Source organism: Marinobacter sp. F3R08 (assembly GCF_018860425.1).
Taxonomy (GTDB): Bacteria; Pseudomonadota; Gammaproteobacteria; order Pseudomonadales; family Oleiphilaceae; genus Marinobacter.
Genome location: NZ_JAHKPI010000020.1, coordinates 103,493 through 120,733, shown reverse-complemented (window position 1 = coordinate 120,733; position 17,241 = coordinate 103,493). Strand labels below are relative to the sequence as shown.

The window sequence follows — 17,241 nt, the reverse complement described above, 5'->3', positions numbered from 1 at the left end:
AGCGCAGGGTGGCGATGCTTGCGCCTTCAGGGCTGGTCTTCACGGTGATGCCCGGAAACGATTTACTTGGCGCCGCTGTACGGTCAGGCATTGATGTGCCTGCGGCTTGCCGCAACGGGGTATGTGAAATGTGCGAGGCCAGACTGCTGGCCGGCAGTGCGATCAACACCCGAAACCAACAGACTATAAAGGTCGGCGAGCGGCTGATGATGTGTCGGAGCATCGCGCTTACAGACCTGGAATTGGAGATGTCCGCCGTTATGGCAGCTGGAAACAATCAGCCTGGCAAGTATCAGGCAAAGGTCGTGGACGTTAGTTCCATCAGTCACGATGTTTATCGCGTTGAGCTGCAGCTGCCTCGGCGTCGGGACGTGTCGTTTCACGCAGGGCAATATCTTTCGGTCAATTTGCCGGACGCTGATCCTTGCTACTTCTCTATCGCCAGCAGTCCATCGGAGCCGAATATCGAGCTGCATATTCAGGCGTCGCCAGAATGGCTGTCGGCCCAGAAAGTCATTGATGCCCTCACATCCGGCGATGATGTAACCCTGGTTCTGCCTCACGGCAATGCCTGCCTGGCATCAATGCCCGTGAAACCGCTGTTGCTGGTGGCCGCCGGCACCGGTTTTGCTCAGGTTAAGAGCCTGGTGGATTACCTTCGGGGAACTGCCTACGACCAGCCGGTTAAGCTCTACTGGGGGGTGCGACAGCATGAGGATATGTACCTTCGGGCACTGGCGCAGCAGTGGCAGGACGAGTGGCCGAATTTCACGTTTGTACCCGTGATAGGGGACGATGAGGATAATGACTGGGCAGGACATCATGATCAGCTCGTTCGGGCTGTTCTTGCGTCCGGCATGGACTGGGAGAATGTGGAAGTGCACGCAAGCGGGTCGCCCGCTATGGTGTATGCGATGATGGATGCCTTGATAGACGTAGGGCTGCCAGAAAATGCCTTCTTCTCTGATGTGCTGGAATACGCCCCCAGATCCTGACGCAGACGCGAGGTCCGACAAAAGGGCCAGATAAGAGGCTTATCTGGCCCTGGCGTTATGCCCTTGGCATTGGCAGTTCGGGCAATCCGTTATCCTTGGCCAGTCCCTGCATAAGTAGTTTGACGCTCGCTTCTTCCTCTCCCATGTGAGCATTCAGGCGGCTCAGTTCCGCCAGTGCCTCCCGACTGTGCTTCAGCCGGAGACTGGTTTCAAAATACTCTCGGGCCTTGCCCCACAGTTCATTGCGCAGGCTCAGGCGTCCGAGTGCCAACAGCAATTCCGGATTGTTGGGACGATCTTTAAGCCATTGCTCAGCCAGCAGCAATTGTTCGTCGGGTTTCTGGCCTTTGACCCTCCCGTAGAGGTTGATCAACTCATCACTCCAGTGGTTGCGCAGCACCTTGCGTAACAGGGTTTCGGTTTGATCCTCGTCGCCAAGGCTGGCGAGCAGGCGGGCGTAGTCACGGATGGTGTGTTCGTCGCGGCGCAGGAACCCGGGGAGTTCGTCCCAGAGCTTCGTCAGCGACTCTGGTGAAGCCTCCGGATCTTGTTTCTGCTGGCGCCGGCAATCCTCTGCAGCACGTTCCAGCAGGTTATGCCAGACCTGTCGTTCCAGATCATTGAGCTCCGCTTCGGTAAGCACGCTTCGTTTGCGCAGTTCGGGCAGCAACCGGGACAGCTCGCGCCAGTCTTCCAGGCGAAGGTAGGTGTTTTTCAGTAGCTTTAGAACAAAGGGATGGTGCGGTGACTGCTTGCGCAGGCGAATCAGTGTGGCCAGAGCCTGTTCAAGCCGGTTGCCTGCCAGTTGCAGTTGGGCCTGAGTGATGCCGACGGCCATGTCGGAACCCGGCGTACTGTCGAAAGCCTTGCGCAGTAAATCGTCCACGGCTTCGTGATCGCCTGACTCGAACGACGCCTGGGCTGCGGCAAGATAGTTGATCAGCGGGGTGTCGGCATGACCGGCTGAGGCGGTTAGCAGTTTTCGGGCCCTCGGCCAGTTACCCTCGGCCAGGGCGAGAAGGCCCTGGGTGGTCCGTCGCCGGGCCCGGCGCTCATTGCCCCGGGCAAACCAGCCTTTCACTACACCGGTGCTGGTCCTGAGCCTGCGGAAAAGGTTGAGGGTCAGTACCGTCAGCACAATCAGGGCCACGATAAGCCCAAGTCCTACCCAGAAATTGGTTTCAATCAGATACGGCCCGAGGCTGATGCGGATGTACCCCAGATCGTACTGCAGGCCAAGGGAGAGCCCGGTGCCAAGCAGCAGTGCCAGCAGGATGATCAGTAGCAGGAGGATCATGAATCATCGCCTCCGTTACTGTTTCCGGCGTTCTCCTCGCCGTCATCATTGGTAGAGTTTAGGCGGCCGGCCAGGCGTTCTTTGAGCAGGTTCAGCGATTGGCTGATATCGGGCAGTTCGGGGTCCACATTATTCTGTACCAGTTCCGCCAGGGCTTCGGACAGGGCGGTCACCCGCGGATTGCTGGTGCTGTACCAGTCATCGATGGTGGCCCTGGCCTTGGCCAGTGCTCGCTCATAAAGCGGCTGGTTGCCCCGCAACACTGCCATTTCTGCTTCTTCCAGCATGAGCTGGAGGTTGAGCCGGGCATAGGCGCTCTGATCTGGTGACAGAAGTGGCTTGACCGGCTCGTCCATACGACGGACAACCACCACCTGCATCAGTGTCGATTTTACCTTGTTCCAGGCCCCCGCTATTGATCCTGGTTCATTGGTGGCCTCTTCCTGAGGCTCAGTGCTGGCAATGAAGCCGGGAGCATTTTCACTGATCAGGGCCTGGTCGGTGAGCTGGTGAATACTGTCGATGGCGGCTTCGAGTTTCAGATAGAGTCCGGTCCGGTCGACGTCAGTGAGGCCTTTGAGTACCATGATTTCACGGGCCAGCTGCTGGCGAACCGGGTAGACGCCGATGTCGTCGGATTCGGCCAGTACCTCATCGGCGCCCTCCAGGGCCGACATGGCGCCGCGAATATCTTTTTCAATCATCAATCGCTGATTGGCAATGCGAAGAAGGTATTCCGCCTCGGCAAGCAGCCAGTCGGTGCGCGTTCGGTTTCCGGCCTCCAGCAACTCCCTGGCGTTGTGATCAATCTGGCGTTGCTGGGTGGCAATCAATTCTCGCTGGCTGGCCAGTTTCTCGTCGATTGATTGCAGGCGCTGGTTCTCCTGGCTGCCACGTTTACCATATCCATCTTCGAGCTTTGCGGTGTCCTGTTGCAGATTCTGAAGTGTCTGCATCACAGCCTGATGGTTGTTCCACTGCTGCCAGCTCCAGAGTGCCAGGACAATAGCGATGATCAGTGCAATGATGGCGACCAACCAGATGGGCCAGAGTTTCTGGCGAGCAGGTGGTTCTTTGGAAACGGGTGCGGGCAGTTGATTCGTTGTGTCTGTCACGGGCGTCCTTACTTAAGCTTTTCCGGAGCCACCGTCTCGGCCGCTAAGTTGCTCTGCAACCCTGGCCACGATGTCGTTGTCGGTAAGGCTTCCTGGTATACACGGATTTCTGAAACCCGCTGCCCGGGCCTGTTCGGCAACCCGATCTGCGGGAACTATCAATACGCTATCGTATAGATTATGGCTGCTATTCGCACATAGTGCGATGAGATTGTTCAAGGTTTCTCCCGAGAGGGCCACGATGGCCTCCGGAGCAAAGGTCTCCAGGGTGGCCCGGACCCGTTCTTTCGGGTGATTCGGGCGAAAACGCCGATACAGGGGGAGGAGGGTAACCCGGGCGCCCCGGGCTTCGAGGGTTTCCCTGATGAGCTCCCGCCCGGTTTCTCCGCGGGCAAGCAGAACCCGTTCACCTTGCAAATTTTGCAGTGACGGCAGCGCCAGTAGTGCCTCGCTGTTCCAGCCTTCGGGTGGCCTGCGTGGACTGAGTCCTTGTTCTGCAAGCACGGCCGCTGTGCCGGCGCCAACCCCGTACCAGCGAATGCCCGTTGGAATCTGGGGCCACCAGGTGTCCACCTCTTCGAGTAGCTGTCGGGCAGCGAAAGGGCTGACCGTAATCACATGGGAAAATTCGGCCAGACTCAGGATGAGTGTGCGGCGCTCTGGTGTTTCCGGCAAAGGCTCCCGGTCAATAAGGGGCAGAATCTGCACATCGGCGCCGGCCGAGCGAAACTGGCTGGCCAGGCGCGAAGCCTCGGGTTCGGGCCGGCAGATGAGGATCCGCCGACCACTCAGATCAGGTTGGTGTGTGGCCATAGATTTCAGCCAGAACCTTGTCGGCACCCAGAGCCAGCAGGTCTTCGGCCAGTTCCCGGCCCAGCCGTTCGCCTTCAGCGCGGGGAGCCCGGCCCTCGACCCGGAAAATCTGAGTGCCATCCACTGCCCCAACCAGACCACGTAACCACAGGGTGTCGTTATCTTCGAGCAGCGCGTAGGCGGCGATTGGTACCTGGCAGCCTCCCTCCAGGCGGCGGTTCAGTGCCCGCTCTGCCTTGACCCGATCAGAGGTGTCCTTGTGATTCAGAGGCTCCAGCATGGCCAGGAGGTCGTGATCCTCTAACCGGCATTCAATACCGAGAGCGCCCTGACCGACCGCTGGAAGCGAGACGGTGTCCGGCAGGCAATAGCGGATGCGTTCGTGAAAGCCCAGGCGTTTGAGTCCGGAACTGGCCAGCACGATGGCGTCATATTCTCCGGCATCAAGCTTGGCCAGGCGGGTATTGACGTTGCCGCGCAGGACACGAATCTGCAGATCGGGGCGGTAGGCCCGGAGCTGGGCTTCTCTGCGCAGGCTTGCGGTGCCTACCACTGCGCCCTGGGGCAGGGCGTCAACGTTATCGTACTGGTTGCTGACAAACGCGTCTGTGGGATCTTCCCGTTCGCAGATGGCGACCAGTCCGAGCCCTTCAGGGAATTCCATGGGTACGTCTTTCATGGAGTGCACAGCCAGGTCCGCGCGGCCGTCCAGCATGGCTTCTTCCAGCTCTTTGACGAACAGGCCTTTACCGCCGATTTTGGCCAGCGGCACGTCCAGGATCTTGTCTCCCTGGGTCTTGATCTTGACCAGTTCCACGGTGATGTTGTCGTGCAGCCTTTCCAGTTCGGCCTTGATGAATTCCGCCTGCCACAGCGCCAATGCGCTGCTGCGGGTTGCAATGCGAAGGATTCGTTTGGACATGGCACTCACAGTCGGTTCGGGAAATGTCCGCCAAGGTTACCTTGTGATGGCCTAAAAGTCCCGTGGATGGCACCTCTGCAGGTGTCGGGGTTCAGCCAGGTTGATACTCGTTCAGCCATTGGCGAACGTTGCTGGCATGGCGGCGGCTGACCGGTAGCTCGGCCCGGTTATCCCTGAGCGCGACCAGGTTGTGACCATCGGGTGTCCGTTTCAGCCCCTGGATAAAGCGGACACCGACCAGTGTGTTCCGGTGAATTCTGAGCAGGAGACCGGGGAAGCTGTTTTCCAGTTCCTTCAACGTATAGTCGCACACCGTCTCACCCCGGGTATGGTGGATCGTGACGTATTTCTGATCCGCTTCGCAGTAGAGGATTTCCGGCAGATCAATCAGCTCGGTACCGCGATGAGTGCGCACTGCCAGCTGTTCCAGGCTTTGCTCCGTCTGGTTATTGAGAGTCTGCAGTTGCACACGGTTGACCCTGCCGGCCCGAGCGAGGGCGTCAGCCAGAGCTTCTTTGCGCACCGGTTTGAGCAGGTAGGCAATGGCCTGAACGCCGAATGCCTGAATAGCGTAATGGTCGTAGGCGGTGCAGAATATCAGTGCAGGCGGATTGGCCAGCTGGCTCAGGCGACCGGCAGTTTCCATGCCATCCATGCCGGGCATGCGAATGTCGAGCAGCAGGATGTCCGGCTCACATTCTGCGACCTGCTGCAGGCAGCTGTCGCCGTCTGCGGCCTCACCACAGACGTGGTACCCGGGAATCGCTTCAACCAGCCTTCGGATGCGTTCCCGGGCCAGGGGTTCGTCATCGGCGATCAGAACGCTGCGGGTATCACTCATGGTTGTTTCGGTTCCCTGTTGTCATGGAGTTTCATGTCGGGCGGGTTTCCTGTCCGCCTGCCTTTTTCCTCGGTAACCTCAAAGTAACGGTATATACATCATTCTGGTGGCTGTTCTTCAACACTGCCGGTTCGCCGAACAGGGCCCGGAGCCGGGACTGGATGTTGGTCAGGGCCATGCGGTTGCCATTGTGTTGCTGGTCATTCTTGTCGGGCTTCGGGTTCTGTACCAGCAGGTAGACAAAGTCGCCTTTAGACTGGGCTTCAATGCGCACGGTGCCACCTTCCGGGCGCGGTTGAATGCCATGGTAAATGGCATTTTCCACCAGTGGTTGCAGGCTCAAAGGTGGAATGGCCTGTTGCTCAAGGCCTTCTTCGATCTGCCACTCAAGATTCAGGCGGTCGCCGAGGCGCAAGGATTCTATCGCCAGATAGCGCTGGCACAATTCCAGTTCTCTGGCCAGTGGGATCAGCTGGTCGCCGGTTCGCAGACTGGCGCGGAACAGTTCCGAAAGATCCAGCACGGCTTCTTCTGCCCGTTCCGGATTGATGGCGATCAGGCTGGCGATGGTATTCATGCTGTTGAACAGGAAGTGGGGCTGTATCCTGGCCTGGAGTGACGCCAGGTGCGCCTGCATTTCTGCTTCCCGCTGCTGTTGCCACTGGTGCTGCAGGTAAAAATAGCGAAGCACCATCAGCACAATCAACAGAGCCAACAGCATTTTCTTGGCTACGCCCTGCCAGACGGCCACGCCAGTCTGCGGATGCAGCACGCTGTCGGCAAACAGGCTGAACGCCAGTACATCCAGCAAGACGATAAGTGCAATGGCCATCGTGGCGCCGGACACTGACATGCGGGCAAGTCTGGTTCGTAACAGACAGATCAGGGCGACGCTGGTGAGTGTGGTCCACTGGACAAACAGTGACAGCAAACCGAAGTAATTCCAGTCGATCCAGCTTCGGTCTGCCTGCACGATAGCGAGCACCAGAACCAGCAATTCACTGGTGATCAGCAGCAGAAATACGGCTCGCACCCGGCACAGATCGGGAACGAAGAAGTCGTTCGCTATCACACCTTTGTCCCCGTTTCGGGGTGTCTCCTTTACCCGGGTCAGAATGCTATACTCCCGCCACGTTCAATTTATCCAGTTCCCGCCAGATAATGCCGGGCTGTCAGCAGGAAAGATAGACCATGACGGATCAGAAAAAGTCTGACCAGACCACAAGCTCTGAAAAACCCTGGGGCGGACGCTTCAGCGAACCCACCGATGCCTTCGTGGAAAAATTCACCGCATCCGTGGGGTTTGACCAGAGGCTGTACCACCACGACATCACCGGTTCCATCGCCCATGCCACCATGCTGGCCGAGGTTGGTGTTCTCACTGATGAAGAGCGGGACCAGATTATCGAAGGCCTGAATGGCGTGAGGGCTGATATCGAGGCCGGCGACTTTCAGTGGTCTGTGAGTCTGGAAGACGTTCACATGAACATCGAGGCACGCCTCACCGACCGTATCGGCATTACCGGCAAGAAGCTTCACACCGGTCGGAGCCGTAACGATCAGGTGGCTACCGATATCCGCCTTTACCTGCGGGATGAAATCGATGTCATTGCCGAAGAGCTGAAACGCCTGCAATCCGGGTTGCTGGATCTGTCTGAGCGGGAGGCGGATACAATCATGCCCGGTTTTACTCACTTGCAGACTGCACAGCCGGTGACTTTCGGACACCACTTACTGGCCTGGTATGAAATGCTGGTGCGTGATGCCGAACGCCTGCAGGACTGCCGGAAGCGGGTGAATGTGATGCCTCTGGGTGCGGCGGCGCTGGCCGGTACGACCTATCCTATTGATCGGGCTATGACGGCCAGGCTGCTGGGCTTCGATCGGCCGACCGAGAACTCCCTGGACTCGGTCAGCGACCGGGACTTTGCCATTGAGTTCTGCAGCTTTTCGGCACTGCTGATGACTCACCTGTCGCGGTTCAGCGAGGAACTGGTTCTCTGGACGTCTGCCCAGTTTGATTTCATCGACCTGCCGGACCGGTTCTGCACCGGCTCCTCAATCATGCCTCAGAAAAAGAACCCGGATGTGCCTGAACTGGTCCGGGGCAAGACCGGCCGCGTTAATGGCCATCTGATCAGCCTGCTGACCCTGATGAAGAGCCAGCCGCTGGCCTACAATAAGGACAATCAGGAAGACAAAGAGCCCCTGTTTGATACCGTTGATACCATCAAGGGCTGCCTGAAGGCCTATGCTGACATGATTCCGGCCATTCGCTCCAAGGCTGACAACATGCGGGTAGCGGCCAAGCGCGGTTTCTCCACGGCCACCGACCTGGCCGATTACCTGGTGAAAAAAGGCGTGCCGTTCAGGGATGCCCATGAAATTGTTGGTAAGTCCGTGGCCTTTGGTGTGGCTGAGGGGCGTGATCTGTCTGAAATGACTCTGGAAGAGCTGCAGCAGTTCTCCGATCACATTGGCGCGGATGTCTTTGAAGTCCTGACCCTTGAAGGTTCTGTTCAGGCCCGTGATCACCTCGGTGGAACAGCGCCGGACCAGGTTCGCGCGGCGGTTGCCCGGGCACGCGCTCAGCTGGACTGAGCCTGACGCCTGATACGGGGCTGGATGGCTAGCCGCCAATCCGCCCCGTGGTCAGATCCACCGCCGCCGGGGTGAGTTCGGCCAGGGGGCGAGGGCGGAACAGCCGGTAACCCTGGCCGTAATGAATGCCCAGGGTACGGACCTTGCGCAGTGCATCCTCGTTCTCGATAAATGTTGCCACTGTGACCTTGCCGGCGGCCTCGGCGATCCGGTGCAGGGCTTCGAGCATGACCTGCTGTACCGGATCCTCATCCAGTTTCTGAACCATTCTTCGATCCAGCTTGATGATGTCCACTGGTAGCCTGGCTGCCAGGCTGTAACTTTCGACGGAGGCCCCGGCGCCGTCCAGGGCAATGCGCAAGCCTGCCTGGTGCAGCGCGTCACACAGCACCGCAACGTCATCAGGATATTGGGTGGCGTGAGCCTCGCGAACTTCCAGGCAGAAACAACCAGGATCAAACGGTGATTCGCTCAGGATTCCGGCCATGAAATCGGGGAAGGTATCGTCCAGCACGCTGGCCAGCGACAGGTTGAAACCGCAGTATTTCAATCGTGGCTGCAGCAACGGTTGCCTGGCGAGCCAGTTCAGGGTTTGCCGGATTACCTGGCGGTCCAGCCGTTTGGCGAGGTCAAAACGCTCTGCAACAGGAAGAAAATCGTGGGGCTTGAGTGTCGTTTCGTTTTCTTCCGATGTCGGAATGCGGCAGAGAATTTCAATATGGTCACCCCAAGTGGGGCTCGCCACGGGTCTCATAGCCTGGTATTCGAGAATGAGATGTTGCTTGTCCAGTGCTTTGCGGATCTGCTCGACCCGTTTGCCGGCGGTTGAATCGTCGGCCTGATGGGCCGCAGCCCTGGCAGCGTGGACCCGGTTGCGACCGGACATTTTGGCGGTATGGCACAGGTCTGCCGCCTGGCTCAGCAACTGTTCCGGGTCGACGGGCGTGTCGTCGTCGAGAATCAGCAGGCCGCCGGAAGCGGTGGTCTGCAGCTTCTGGCCCTGCCACTCGAAGACAAAGTTACTGATCAGCTCAAGGGTCTCCTGGGCAATTTTTCGGGCTCGCGCTTCCGGACAGTTCTCAATGAACAGGGTGAAGGTGTCTCCGGCCAGGCGGGCCAGGGAGTCCCGCTGACGCACGCGGACACCGAGATTGCCGGCCAATTCCCGCAGATAGCGGTCGCACGTGCCACTTCCTGCGAGGTCGTTAAAGCGCTCAAACTCATCAAGGTCAAGGTAGAGCAGGCTGTCACAGGAGTCCCGGCGGGATGTGTGCCCCAGGGTTTTGAGTATCCGGGCGATGAATGTCTTGCGGTTCATCAGGCCGGTCACCGGGTCGTGTCGTATGCGATATTCCTCGCTTGAGGCATGGTTCAGTTTCGGTTGGATCCGTCGTGCCACGTGCACGGCGCCGGTCACTTCGCCCTGGTCGTTGGTCAGTCGCTGATAGTGGAATTCATGCACTGGCAGCTCACGGGATTGCTGGGCCATGGGCATTTCGACCACGAAACTGTCGCGTTCGAAGGCTCGATGCCAGAGCCGTTCCATCAGTCTGCGTTCGTTTGGAAACTCTTGCAGGAGGTCGCTCAGGTTATCGCCTGCTTCGGGTTGCCGGTCGAACGTCTCGGAAAACTGTCTGGCCCAGGCCTCATTGAAGTGAAGCAGGTTGAATGAAGCATCAACGGCGACAACCAGATCGGTGGTGGCCGTGGTGGTTGCAGAGAGAATAGTGCTGGCCTGCTGGCGAGCTCTGTCCAGTTGCATGTCGGCTGTGCGGTTTACCAGGGTGCCACCGAGTCGTGGAATCCTGCCTTCCTGTTTCAATGCCCGACAACTGAGAGTTACCCTGCGCTGATTCTGGCGCGAGGTGATAATGTCAAGATCAAGGGAAAAGGCCTCGCCGGTGCGCAGGCAGCGCCGGAACATCGCGCGGACCCTGGCTTGCCCGGTCTGGCAGTAGAAAAGCGCCTGTTCGGGGGTGATGTCGGTGCCGGCTTTCAGCTCAAGGAGCTGGAACATGCCCTCGGTCCAGGTCAGTTCATTTGTTTGTGTGTCCAGTTCCCAGGTACCGAAGCCGGCACCTTTCTCGGCTAATCGCAACAGACGAGGATCTCTGGTGGCACTGTCGCACAGTGTTATCGTGGCGCTCGCTGCCTTGTCGGAATCCCGCATATCAATCCGGAGGCTCAGGCAGGCCGTGTAAAAAAAACCTTCCTTGTGCCTGAAGGTCACTAACACATTCTGACCGCGTTCAATCCGGTGCCGGTTAGCTGGGGCGAAGGGATCATCCTGGCGTGAAGCCAGAATCCGGTGCACCGGTTGACCCTCCAGTTCACTGCTCTCATAGCCAAGAACGGCTTCGGCCTGATGGTCGGCGAAAAGCACTTTGCCTTCATCGTCGATGCGTAAGAGGGTCTTGCGTTCGGTCGCAGGAGCCTGCTCCGAGCGGTAGCGGCGGATGATGAATTCTTTCACAGTGGAAGAGCCTCGCGGGTTCTGCAGCTTTTATTTTTTTAAAGGTTTTGCCACGATGCCAATATCATACTCATACTGAACCTGAAAAGAACCTCTCTGCGGAGTCGCCTTGACTGCCCATGCTGCCCCGATTTCCCTCGATTTTGAGGAGGGAATAGATCGCAAGACTCTCCGGTGTCTGAGAGATCGGTTTCTACTGGTCAATCAGCAGCGCTGGAGCCGTGCTCATTCGGCGCTACCTTATCGCCAGCAAATGGTGCTGGAAATTCTGCCTCTGGTTTTCCATCTCAACCATCCGGCATTGCCCGGTTACCTTGACCGCGATTGCCCGTATGGTCTGAGCAATTACCAGCCGTCACCGACCACGATCAATGCGGCCCGCCGATTGGCCAGAACCTTTACGCTGAAGGATGAGGGCAAGCGGAAACCGGATCTGGACGCTATTTTCCTGATGGGCAGCCCTGGAACTCTGGGACATTCGGTGGCCAGTGATTTTGATGTCTGGCTCTGTCATCGCAATGATTTGTCGGAGCGTGGAATTCGTTGCCTCGAACGCAAAGCCGAAAAACTGTCCAGCTGGGCGGAATCCCTTGGTGTGGAGCTTCACGTTTTCGTCTTCTGTGCCTCGGACTGGCGGGCCGGACGGCAGCGGGCAGAGGTGACTGGCGAGAACTGTGGTAGTGCCCAGCACTTTTTGTTGCTGGATGAGTTCTACCGAACCAGCATTCATCTCGCTGGTGCCTGGCCCATGTGGTGGCTGATTCCCGCAGAGCAAGAGGCAAACTATAACGAGTGCATGCGCAAGTTGGTGGATTGCCGGTTTGTGCGGTCCGAGGACTACATCGATTTCGGGCCGGTGCCGGCGATCCCGGAAGCAGAGTTTCTCGGGGCCGGTGTCTGGCAGTTGTACAAGGGGATCGATGCGCCATGGAAGTCTATTCTTAAACTGCTTCTGATCGAATGCTATGCGAGTACCCGCGGCGAGGCCTTGTTATCCAGCGAGTTTAAACGGGCGGTTTTCCGGGGAGAGACTGATGCGGACGGTCTCGATCCTTATTTGATGTTGTACGATCGCCTGGAGGAGTGGCTTGCCGGTCCCGACAGTGCCGCCCGGCTGGATCTGATTCGTCGGAGTCTGTACCTGAAAGCCGGTTTGCCACTGACCCGGTCGGAGTCGGGGCAACAGTGGCGTGCCCGCTTGCTGCGTCAACTGGTAGAACGCTGGGGCTGGTCCGAGAACATGCTGACAGAACTGGATGAGCGTCAGCGCTGGCGGGCTGAGGATGTCACCATCTTGCGCCGCATTGTCGTCAACGAACTCACCCACGGTTACCGGTTGCTCTCTAAAATGGCCAGGGATCACGGTGAGCGTGCCGCTATCAGTGCTAACGATATCAACCTGTTAGGACGCAAGCTCTATGCCGCGTTTCAACGAAAAGCAGGCAAGGTTGAACTGATTAATCCGGGTTTGGCGCCCTCGTTGGCTGAGGAGAATCTGGCGTTCCATCATCAGTCGGAGCAGGGCGTAGATGCGGATGGCTGGTTGTTATACCGGGACCTGGAAGACCCGGCCGATGCCTTCTGGCAGCCCGTTATCCGACGCTCGGGCAATCTAGCCGAACTGATGGTGTGGTGTTACTGCAACGGTCTGCTGACCCGCTCTACACGTCTGAATGTGCGTTCCGGAACCAGTATTGCCTCGGTCAGCGAGTTACGGGAAATGCTGGATGCTCTTCGTGCGTTCCTGCCATTTCCGATTGCGTCGGCTGACCGAGCGGCATTGTCCCGGGGTGTTCGGCCTTTAAGAAATCTGCTGCTTGTGAACGTAGGCGTTGACCCGCAGGCGCACCTCACGGAAAAGGGGCTTCACAAACTCAGTTCGAGACACGATTCGCTGGGCTTCAGTGGTGGCCGGGAAAATCTGGTGATCAGCATTGACCAGATAACCTTCAACAGCTGGCATGAGGTCAGCCTGCAGCATTACGCCGCCGGCGACACCCTGATCCAATGCCTGAAAAATGTTCTGGCCTCTGTAGCGGCAAGTCCTGCCGAATTGCCCGACATTCAGGTTCACTGCCACAATCGGGGGCACGGCTCGGCTATTGCTCGTCGGGTCAAGGAATTGTTTGCCGATGTTCTCCGACCCTTTTTTGCCGGAGGTGCCGGGCCCCATCCGTTGCGCTACGTGATCGAGATGGATCGACGCTACTTCCTGTTGCAGTTTAATGGTATCGAGCCGGGATTCGTGGCACTCGAGAGCTTCGAGGCGTTGATGCAGCACCTGGCGTTGCCTCAGGATCGTTATCTGCCCGTGGTTTTCGATCGTTACGCGTTGCAGGAAGAAATGGCTCTGAGGGCCGTGTGCCTGGCCAGTGAACCGGATAATATCCAGGTGTTCTACCTCATTCAGGGAGAGCGGGCCCGGCTCTGGGTTGTTGACGAGTTAGGCTCGGTGTTCGGTTGGGAGCAGGCGGTGACCAGCCGAAGGCACCTGCTGGCGCCGGTGCTACGTTTTCTGGACAACCTCGTCGAGCGACGACTGTTGCGCAACGCAGATGCGTCAGGTGTTGTGGCTGGTGTTCAATGCTATGAGGTTGTTCGGCGTGACGGGGCCTGGCGTGCGGAGTACCGGCCGGAATCGGACTCGGGTATGCCATTGGCCGGACTGGAAGTGCATGCTGTTGGCATTCAGGAGGGCGACAGCCGTCTGCGCTTTGATATTTTTTGTGGTGATCAGGAGTTCAGCGTTCAGGAGTACGGCGATCAACTCATCCCCGCCGTGGCGCATTATATTCGTTCCCTGCGCCAGAACGATGAGCATTACCCGGTGTATCTGACCGATGTCCATCTGCCCCATGACCTCGCACCTCAGGGTTATCAGCAGGACATACAGACCAGTCAGTATCTCTATTACCGTTCGGTGCTGGAGAATTCCCTCAATGCGCAACTCGCCGGGGCGCGCTGACCTCGCGGCCCGGGGCGGGTGTCAGGTATACTGCGACCATAGTGAACTCAGGGGTAGTAGGTATGCGAGCTTGGACAACACCGTTCATCGTGCTGATGCTGGCTGTGATGGTCAGTGGGTGCGGTCAGAAAGGACCGTTGTACCGCGATGACCAGGGTCCTTCAATGGCATCCGGAACGGAACCTGTTCAGGACCAGCAGGACCGGGAACAAAGCAGCAACTAGCGCACTGACCCCGCTTAACGAATCAGGAATCTCATGGATTATTTCAATTACCGCGACGGCGAGCTTTACGCCGAGGATGTGTCTGTATCTGCCATCGCTGACCGTTTTGGAACGCCGGCTTATGTCTATTCCCGTGCAACGCTTGAGCGCCATTACCGGGCCTATGATGATGCCCTGCGGGAGCATCCACACCTGGTGTGTTACGCCGTAAAAGCGAACAGCAATCTCGCGGTGCTGAACGTATTGGCCCGGCTCGGTGCGGGGTTCGATATCGTTTCCGCCGGTGAGCTGGAGCGGGTGTTGCGGGCCGGAGGCGACCCGTCGCGGGTGGTGTTCTCGGGCGTTGGCAAGCAGGAGTGGGAAATGAAGCGGGCGCTGGAGGTGGGCGTGCGTTGTTTCAACGTGGAGTCCGATACCGAACTGGATCGCCTGAATGCGGTGGCGGGCGAGCTCGGGGTGAAGGCGCCGATTTCGCTGCGGGTGAACCCGGATGTAGACGCCGGTACCCATCCCTACATCTCCACGGGTTTGAAAGAGAACAAGTTTGGAATCGATATTGCGGAAGCCCCGAAGGTATACGCCCGCGCCGCCGGTTTACCCAATCTTGAGGTGAAAGGGGTGGATTGTCACATTGGCTCCCAGCTGACCAGCGTCTCGCCGTTTCTGGATGCTCTGGATCGGGTGCTCGACCTGATTGATACCCTGGCAGCCCAGGGTGTGCATATTCATCACCTGGATATGGGTGGAGGGCTGGGTGTTACCTATGACCAGGAGCAGCCGCCGCAGCCGTCGGATTATGTGAAAGCCCTGGCTGAACGTTTGGGGAACCGGAAGCTTGAACTGATTCTTGAGCCTGGCCGGTCCATTGCTGCCAATGCCGGCATTCTGGTGACCCGGGTTGAGTTTCTGAAATGCACTGAGCACCGGAACTTCGCCATCATTGATGCCGCCATGAACGATCTGATCCGTCCGGCGCTGTACAGTGCCTGGCAGGCGATTATTCCGGTTGCACCGCATTCGGACGGCGAGGAAAAAGCCTGGGATCTGGTTGGTCCGGTTTGTGAGACCGGAGACTTTCTGGGCAAGGACCGCAATCTGCGCCTTGAGGCGGGCGATCTGTTGGCGGTTCGCTCTGCCGGCGCTTATGGTTTTGTCATGAGCTCCAACTACAACACCCGAAACCGGCCCCCGGAACTCATGGTCGATGGTGACCAGGTGCATGTGGCGCGCCGCCGTGAAACTCTTGAAGATCAGCTCGCGCCTGAGAGCTGCCTTCCGGAATGAGCGGAGACGAAGAAATGAGTCAGCAGCGTCGGAATCAGGGTCCCATGCTTCGTTTTACCAAGATGCACGGGTTGGGCAATGATTTCATGGTGGTGGATGCGATCAGTCAGCCCTTTCGCCTGGGCCCGGACATCATTCGGGAATTGGCCAACCGGAACTTCGGTATTGGCTTTGATCAGTTGCTGGTGGTGGAGCCACCGGGTCTGCCCGATGTGGATTTTCGCTACCGCATTTTCAATGCCGATGGATCAGAGGTTGAGCAGTGTGGCAATGGTGCCCGCTGCTTTGCGCGTTTTGTGCGCGACCAGCGCCTGACCAACAAAACCCTGATTCGGGTGCAGACCGCCAAGGGTGTGATTGAACTGCGGGTCGGGCGCGATGGCATGGTTATGGTCAACATGGGGGTGCCCGAGCTTAACCCGCCGGCCATTCCCTTTGCGGCTGACCGTCGCAAGGATGTCTACACAGTGGATGTTGATGGCCAGACTGTGGAACTCAGCGCCGTGTCCATGGGTAACCCGCACGGCGTTATGGTGGTTGAGGATGTGGAACAGGCGCCCGTGGAGACTCTGGGGCCCAGGCTGGAGCGGCATCCGCGATTTCCGGCCCGGGCCAATATCGGCTTCCTGCAGATTCTCGATCGCACGCATGCCCGGTTGCGGGTATTCGAGCGAGGCTCGGGAGAGACTCTGGCCTGCGGCAGTGGTGCCTGTGCTGCTGTTGTTGCCGGCTGTTTGCGAGGACTGCTGGATTCCCGTGTCGAAGTAGAACTTCGGGGCGGCAAGCTGGTTATCGAATGGCAGGGTGAAGGGTCCCCTGTTATGATGGAAGGGCCTGCGGCCAGCGTATTTGAAGGGCAGCTGAGGCTGCCGGGTGAGTCTGGTGGTCGCCGACGCAGGCATGGTCGCCCCCACAAACCACGATCCTGACAGGCAGGAGAACGCCATGACAGAACAAACGGCCCGCCAGAAGGCCGGTGAGCTCACCCGGGAAGAGGTGGCGGATTACCTGCGAGCCAATCCCGATTTCTTTGTCGAACAGGACGAACTGTTGCGCAGTCTGACCCTGCCCCATGACAGTGGCCGCGCCATTTCCCTGGTTGAGCGGCAGGTACATCTGTTCCGGGAGCAAAGGGATACACTGCGTCGGGAGCTGGTGGAGCTGGTATCCATCGCCCGTCACAACGACCGGCTGTTCGAGAAGAGCAAGCGTTTGTTGCTGCAGGTGATTGAGGCGCGAACACTCAACGATATGGCCGCGGCCATCGATGACAGTATCCGGGGTGATTTTGGTCTGGATGCCGCCTCCGTGCTGCTGTTCACCGACGTCGAGTTGCCCGAGGCATCCCAGGGAGCTTTGCATGTGGTGAGCCCATCGGTTGCCCGGGAGCGGTTGGGCAGCCTGCTGGAAGGCGAGCGGGCCGTTTGTGGCCAGTTCCGCGAAAGCGAGCGGACATTTCTGTTCCCGGACCGGGAGGAGCCGATTGCTTCTGTGGCCCTGATGCCCCTGAGACATGATGAGCTGGTTGGTGTGTTTGCGGTGGGTAGTTGCGAGTCAGGTTATTTTGATCAGAGCATGGGGTCGCTGTTCTTGAGTTATATCAGCGATACCCTCAGTCGCTTGCTACCGCCCATGGTTCAGCGCCATACCTCGGCTGCTGCGGTCACTGATATGGCAACGGAGTCCCGCTAGGGTGTCCGGGGTTCCGGAA

At 58.4% G+C, this 17,241-nt stretch carries 14 protein-coding genes; 7 read left to right on the top strand and 7 right to left on the bottom strand.

Going from position 1 to position 17,241, the window contains the following annotated elements:
- The first annotated feature begins 14 nt into the window (after window positions 1–14).
- Window positions 15–995 carry a 2Fe-2S iron-sulfur cluster-binding protein gene (locus tag KO499_RS12900; RefSeq protein WP_228339973.1) on the top strand — a complete coding sequence of 327 codons (981 nt, stop codon included), beginning with the start codon at window positions 15–17 and terminating at the stop codon, window positions 993–995.
- A gap of 55 nt (window positions 996–1,050) precedes the next feature.
- Here KO499_RS12900 and KO499_RS12895 read toward each other — a convergent pair whose 3' ends face one another.
- The 6 genes from KO499_RS12895 to KO499_RS12870 form a co-directional block, all read right to left on the bottom strand.
- Window positions 1,051–2,292, bottom strand: coding sequence for a heme biosynthesis HemY N-terminal domain-containing protein (locus KO499_RS12895; protein WP_215984163.1), 1,242 nt, complete (start codon window positions 2,290–2,292; stop codon window positions 1,051–1,053).
- On the bottom strand, window positions 2,289–3,407 hold the full coding sequence (locus tag KO499_RS12890; protein WP_215984162.1) for a uroporphyrinogen-III C-methyltransferase: 1,119 nt from the start codon (window positions 3,405–3,407) through the stop codon (window positions 2,289–2,291). The genes KO499_RS12895 and KO499_RS12890 overlap by 4 nt, the downstream gene beginning before the upstream one ends.
- Window positions 3,408–3,419: 12 nt before the next feature.
- A complete protein-coding gene (locus KO499_RS12885) occupies window positions 3,420–4,220 on the bottom strand; it encodes a uroporphyrinogen-III synthase (protein WP_215984161.1) in 801 nt (266 codons plus the stop codon).
- Window positions 4,201–5,142, bottom strand: a complete 942-nt coding sequence (hemC, locus tag KO499_RS12880) for a hydroxymethylbilane synthase (protein WP_215984160.1) — start codon at window positions 5,140–5,142, stop codon at window positions 4,201–4,203. The genes KO499_RS12885 and hemC overlap by 20 nt, the downstream gene beginning before the upstream one ends.
- A gap of 91 nt (window positions 5,143–5,233) precedes the next feature.
- Entirely contained in the window at window positions 5,234–5,983 is a 750-nt protein-coding gene (locus KO499_RS12875) for a LytR/AlgR family response regulator transcription factor (protein WP_215984159.1), read from the bottom strand.
- A 31-nt stretch (window positions 5,984–6,014) separates the two neighbouring features.
- On the bottom strand, window positions 6,015–7,052 hold the full coding sequence (locus KO499_RS12870; protein WP_416240392.1) for a sensor histidine kinase: 1,038 nt from the start codon (window positions 7,050–7,052) through the stop codon (window positions 6,015–6,017).
- 122 nt (window positions 7,053–7,174) lie between these two features.
- Here KO499_RS12870 and argH point away from each other — a divergent pair, with 122 nt between their 5' ends.
- The gene (gene argH, locus KO499_RS12865; RefSeq protein ID WP_215984157.1) at window positions 7,175–8,584 is read left to right on the top strand and encodes an argininosuccinate lyase; all 1,410 of its coding nucleotides are present in this window, start codon (window positions 7,175–7,177) and stop codon (window positions 8,582–8,584) included.
- A gap of 28 nt (window positions 8,585–8,612) precedes the next feature.
- Here the strand turns inward: argH and KO499_RS12860 are convergent, their stop codons facing one another.
- Window positions 8,613–11,057, bottom strand: coding sequence for an EAL domain-containing protein (locus KO499_RS12860; protein WP_215984156.1), 2,445 nt, complete (start codon window positions 11,055–11,057; stop codon window positions 8,613–8,615).
- 109 nt (window positions 11,058–11,166) lie between these two features.
- Here KO499_RS12860 and KO499_RS12855 point away from each other — a divergent pair, with 109 nt between their 5' ends.
- The 5 genes from KO499_RS12855 (at window position 11,167) to KO499_RS12835 (ending at window position 17,222) form a co-directional block, all read left to right on the top strand.
- Window positions 11,167–14,022: a class I adenylate cyclase gene (locus KO499_RS12855; protein WP_215984155.1), complete on the top strand. Its 2,856-nt coding sequence runs from the start codon at window positions 11,167–11,169 to the stop codon at window positions 14,020–14,022.
- A 62-nt stretch (window positions 14,023–14,084) separates the two neighbouring features.
- Window positions 14,085–14,246, top strand: a complete 162-nt coding sequence (gene lptM, locus KO499_RS12850; protein WP_228339946.1) for an LPS translocon maturation chaperone LptM — start codon at window positions 14,085–14,087, stop codon at window positions 14,244–14,246.
- Window positions 14,247–14,279: 33 nt separating this feature from the next.
- Window positions 14,280–15,530, top strand: a complete 1,251-nt coding sequence (gene lysA / locus KO499_RS12845) for a diaminopimelate decarboxylase (RefSeq protein WP_215984154.1) — start codon at window positions 14,280–14,282, stop codon at window positions 15,528–15,530.
- A gap of 14 nt (window positions 15,531–15,544) precedes the next feature.
- Complete coding sequence (gene dapF / locus KO499_RS12840) at window positions 15,545–16,459, top strand: diaminopimelate epimerase (RefSeq protein WP_215984153.1); 915 nt, start codon at window positions 15,545–15,547, stop codon at window positions 16,457–16,459.
- Between the two features lie 16 nt (window positions 16,460–16,475).
- Window positions 16,476–17,222 carry a DUF484 family protein gene (locus tag KO499_RS12835; protein WP_215984152.1) on the top strand — a complete coding sequence of 249 codons (747 nt, stop codon included), beginning with the start codon at window positions 16,476–16,478 and terminating at the stop codon, window positions 17,220–17,222.
- The last annotated feature ends 19 nt before the right edge of the window (window positions 17,223–17,241 follow it).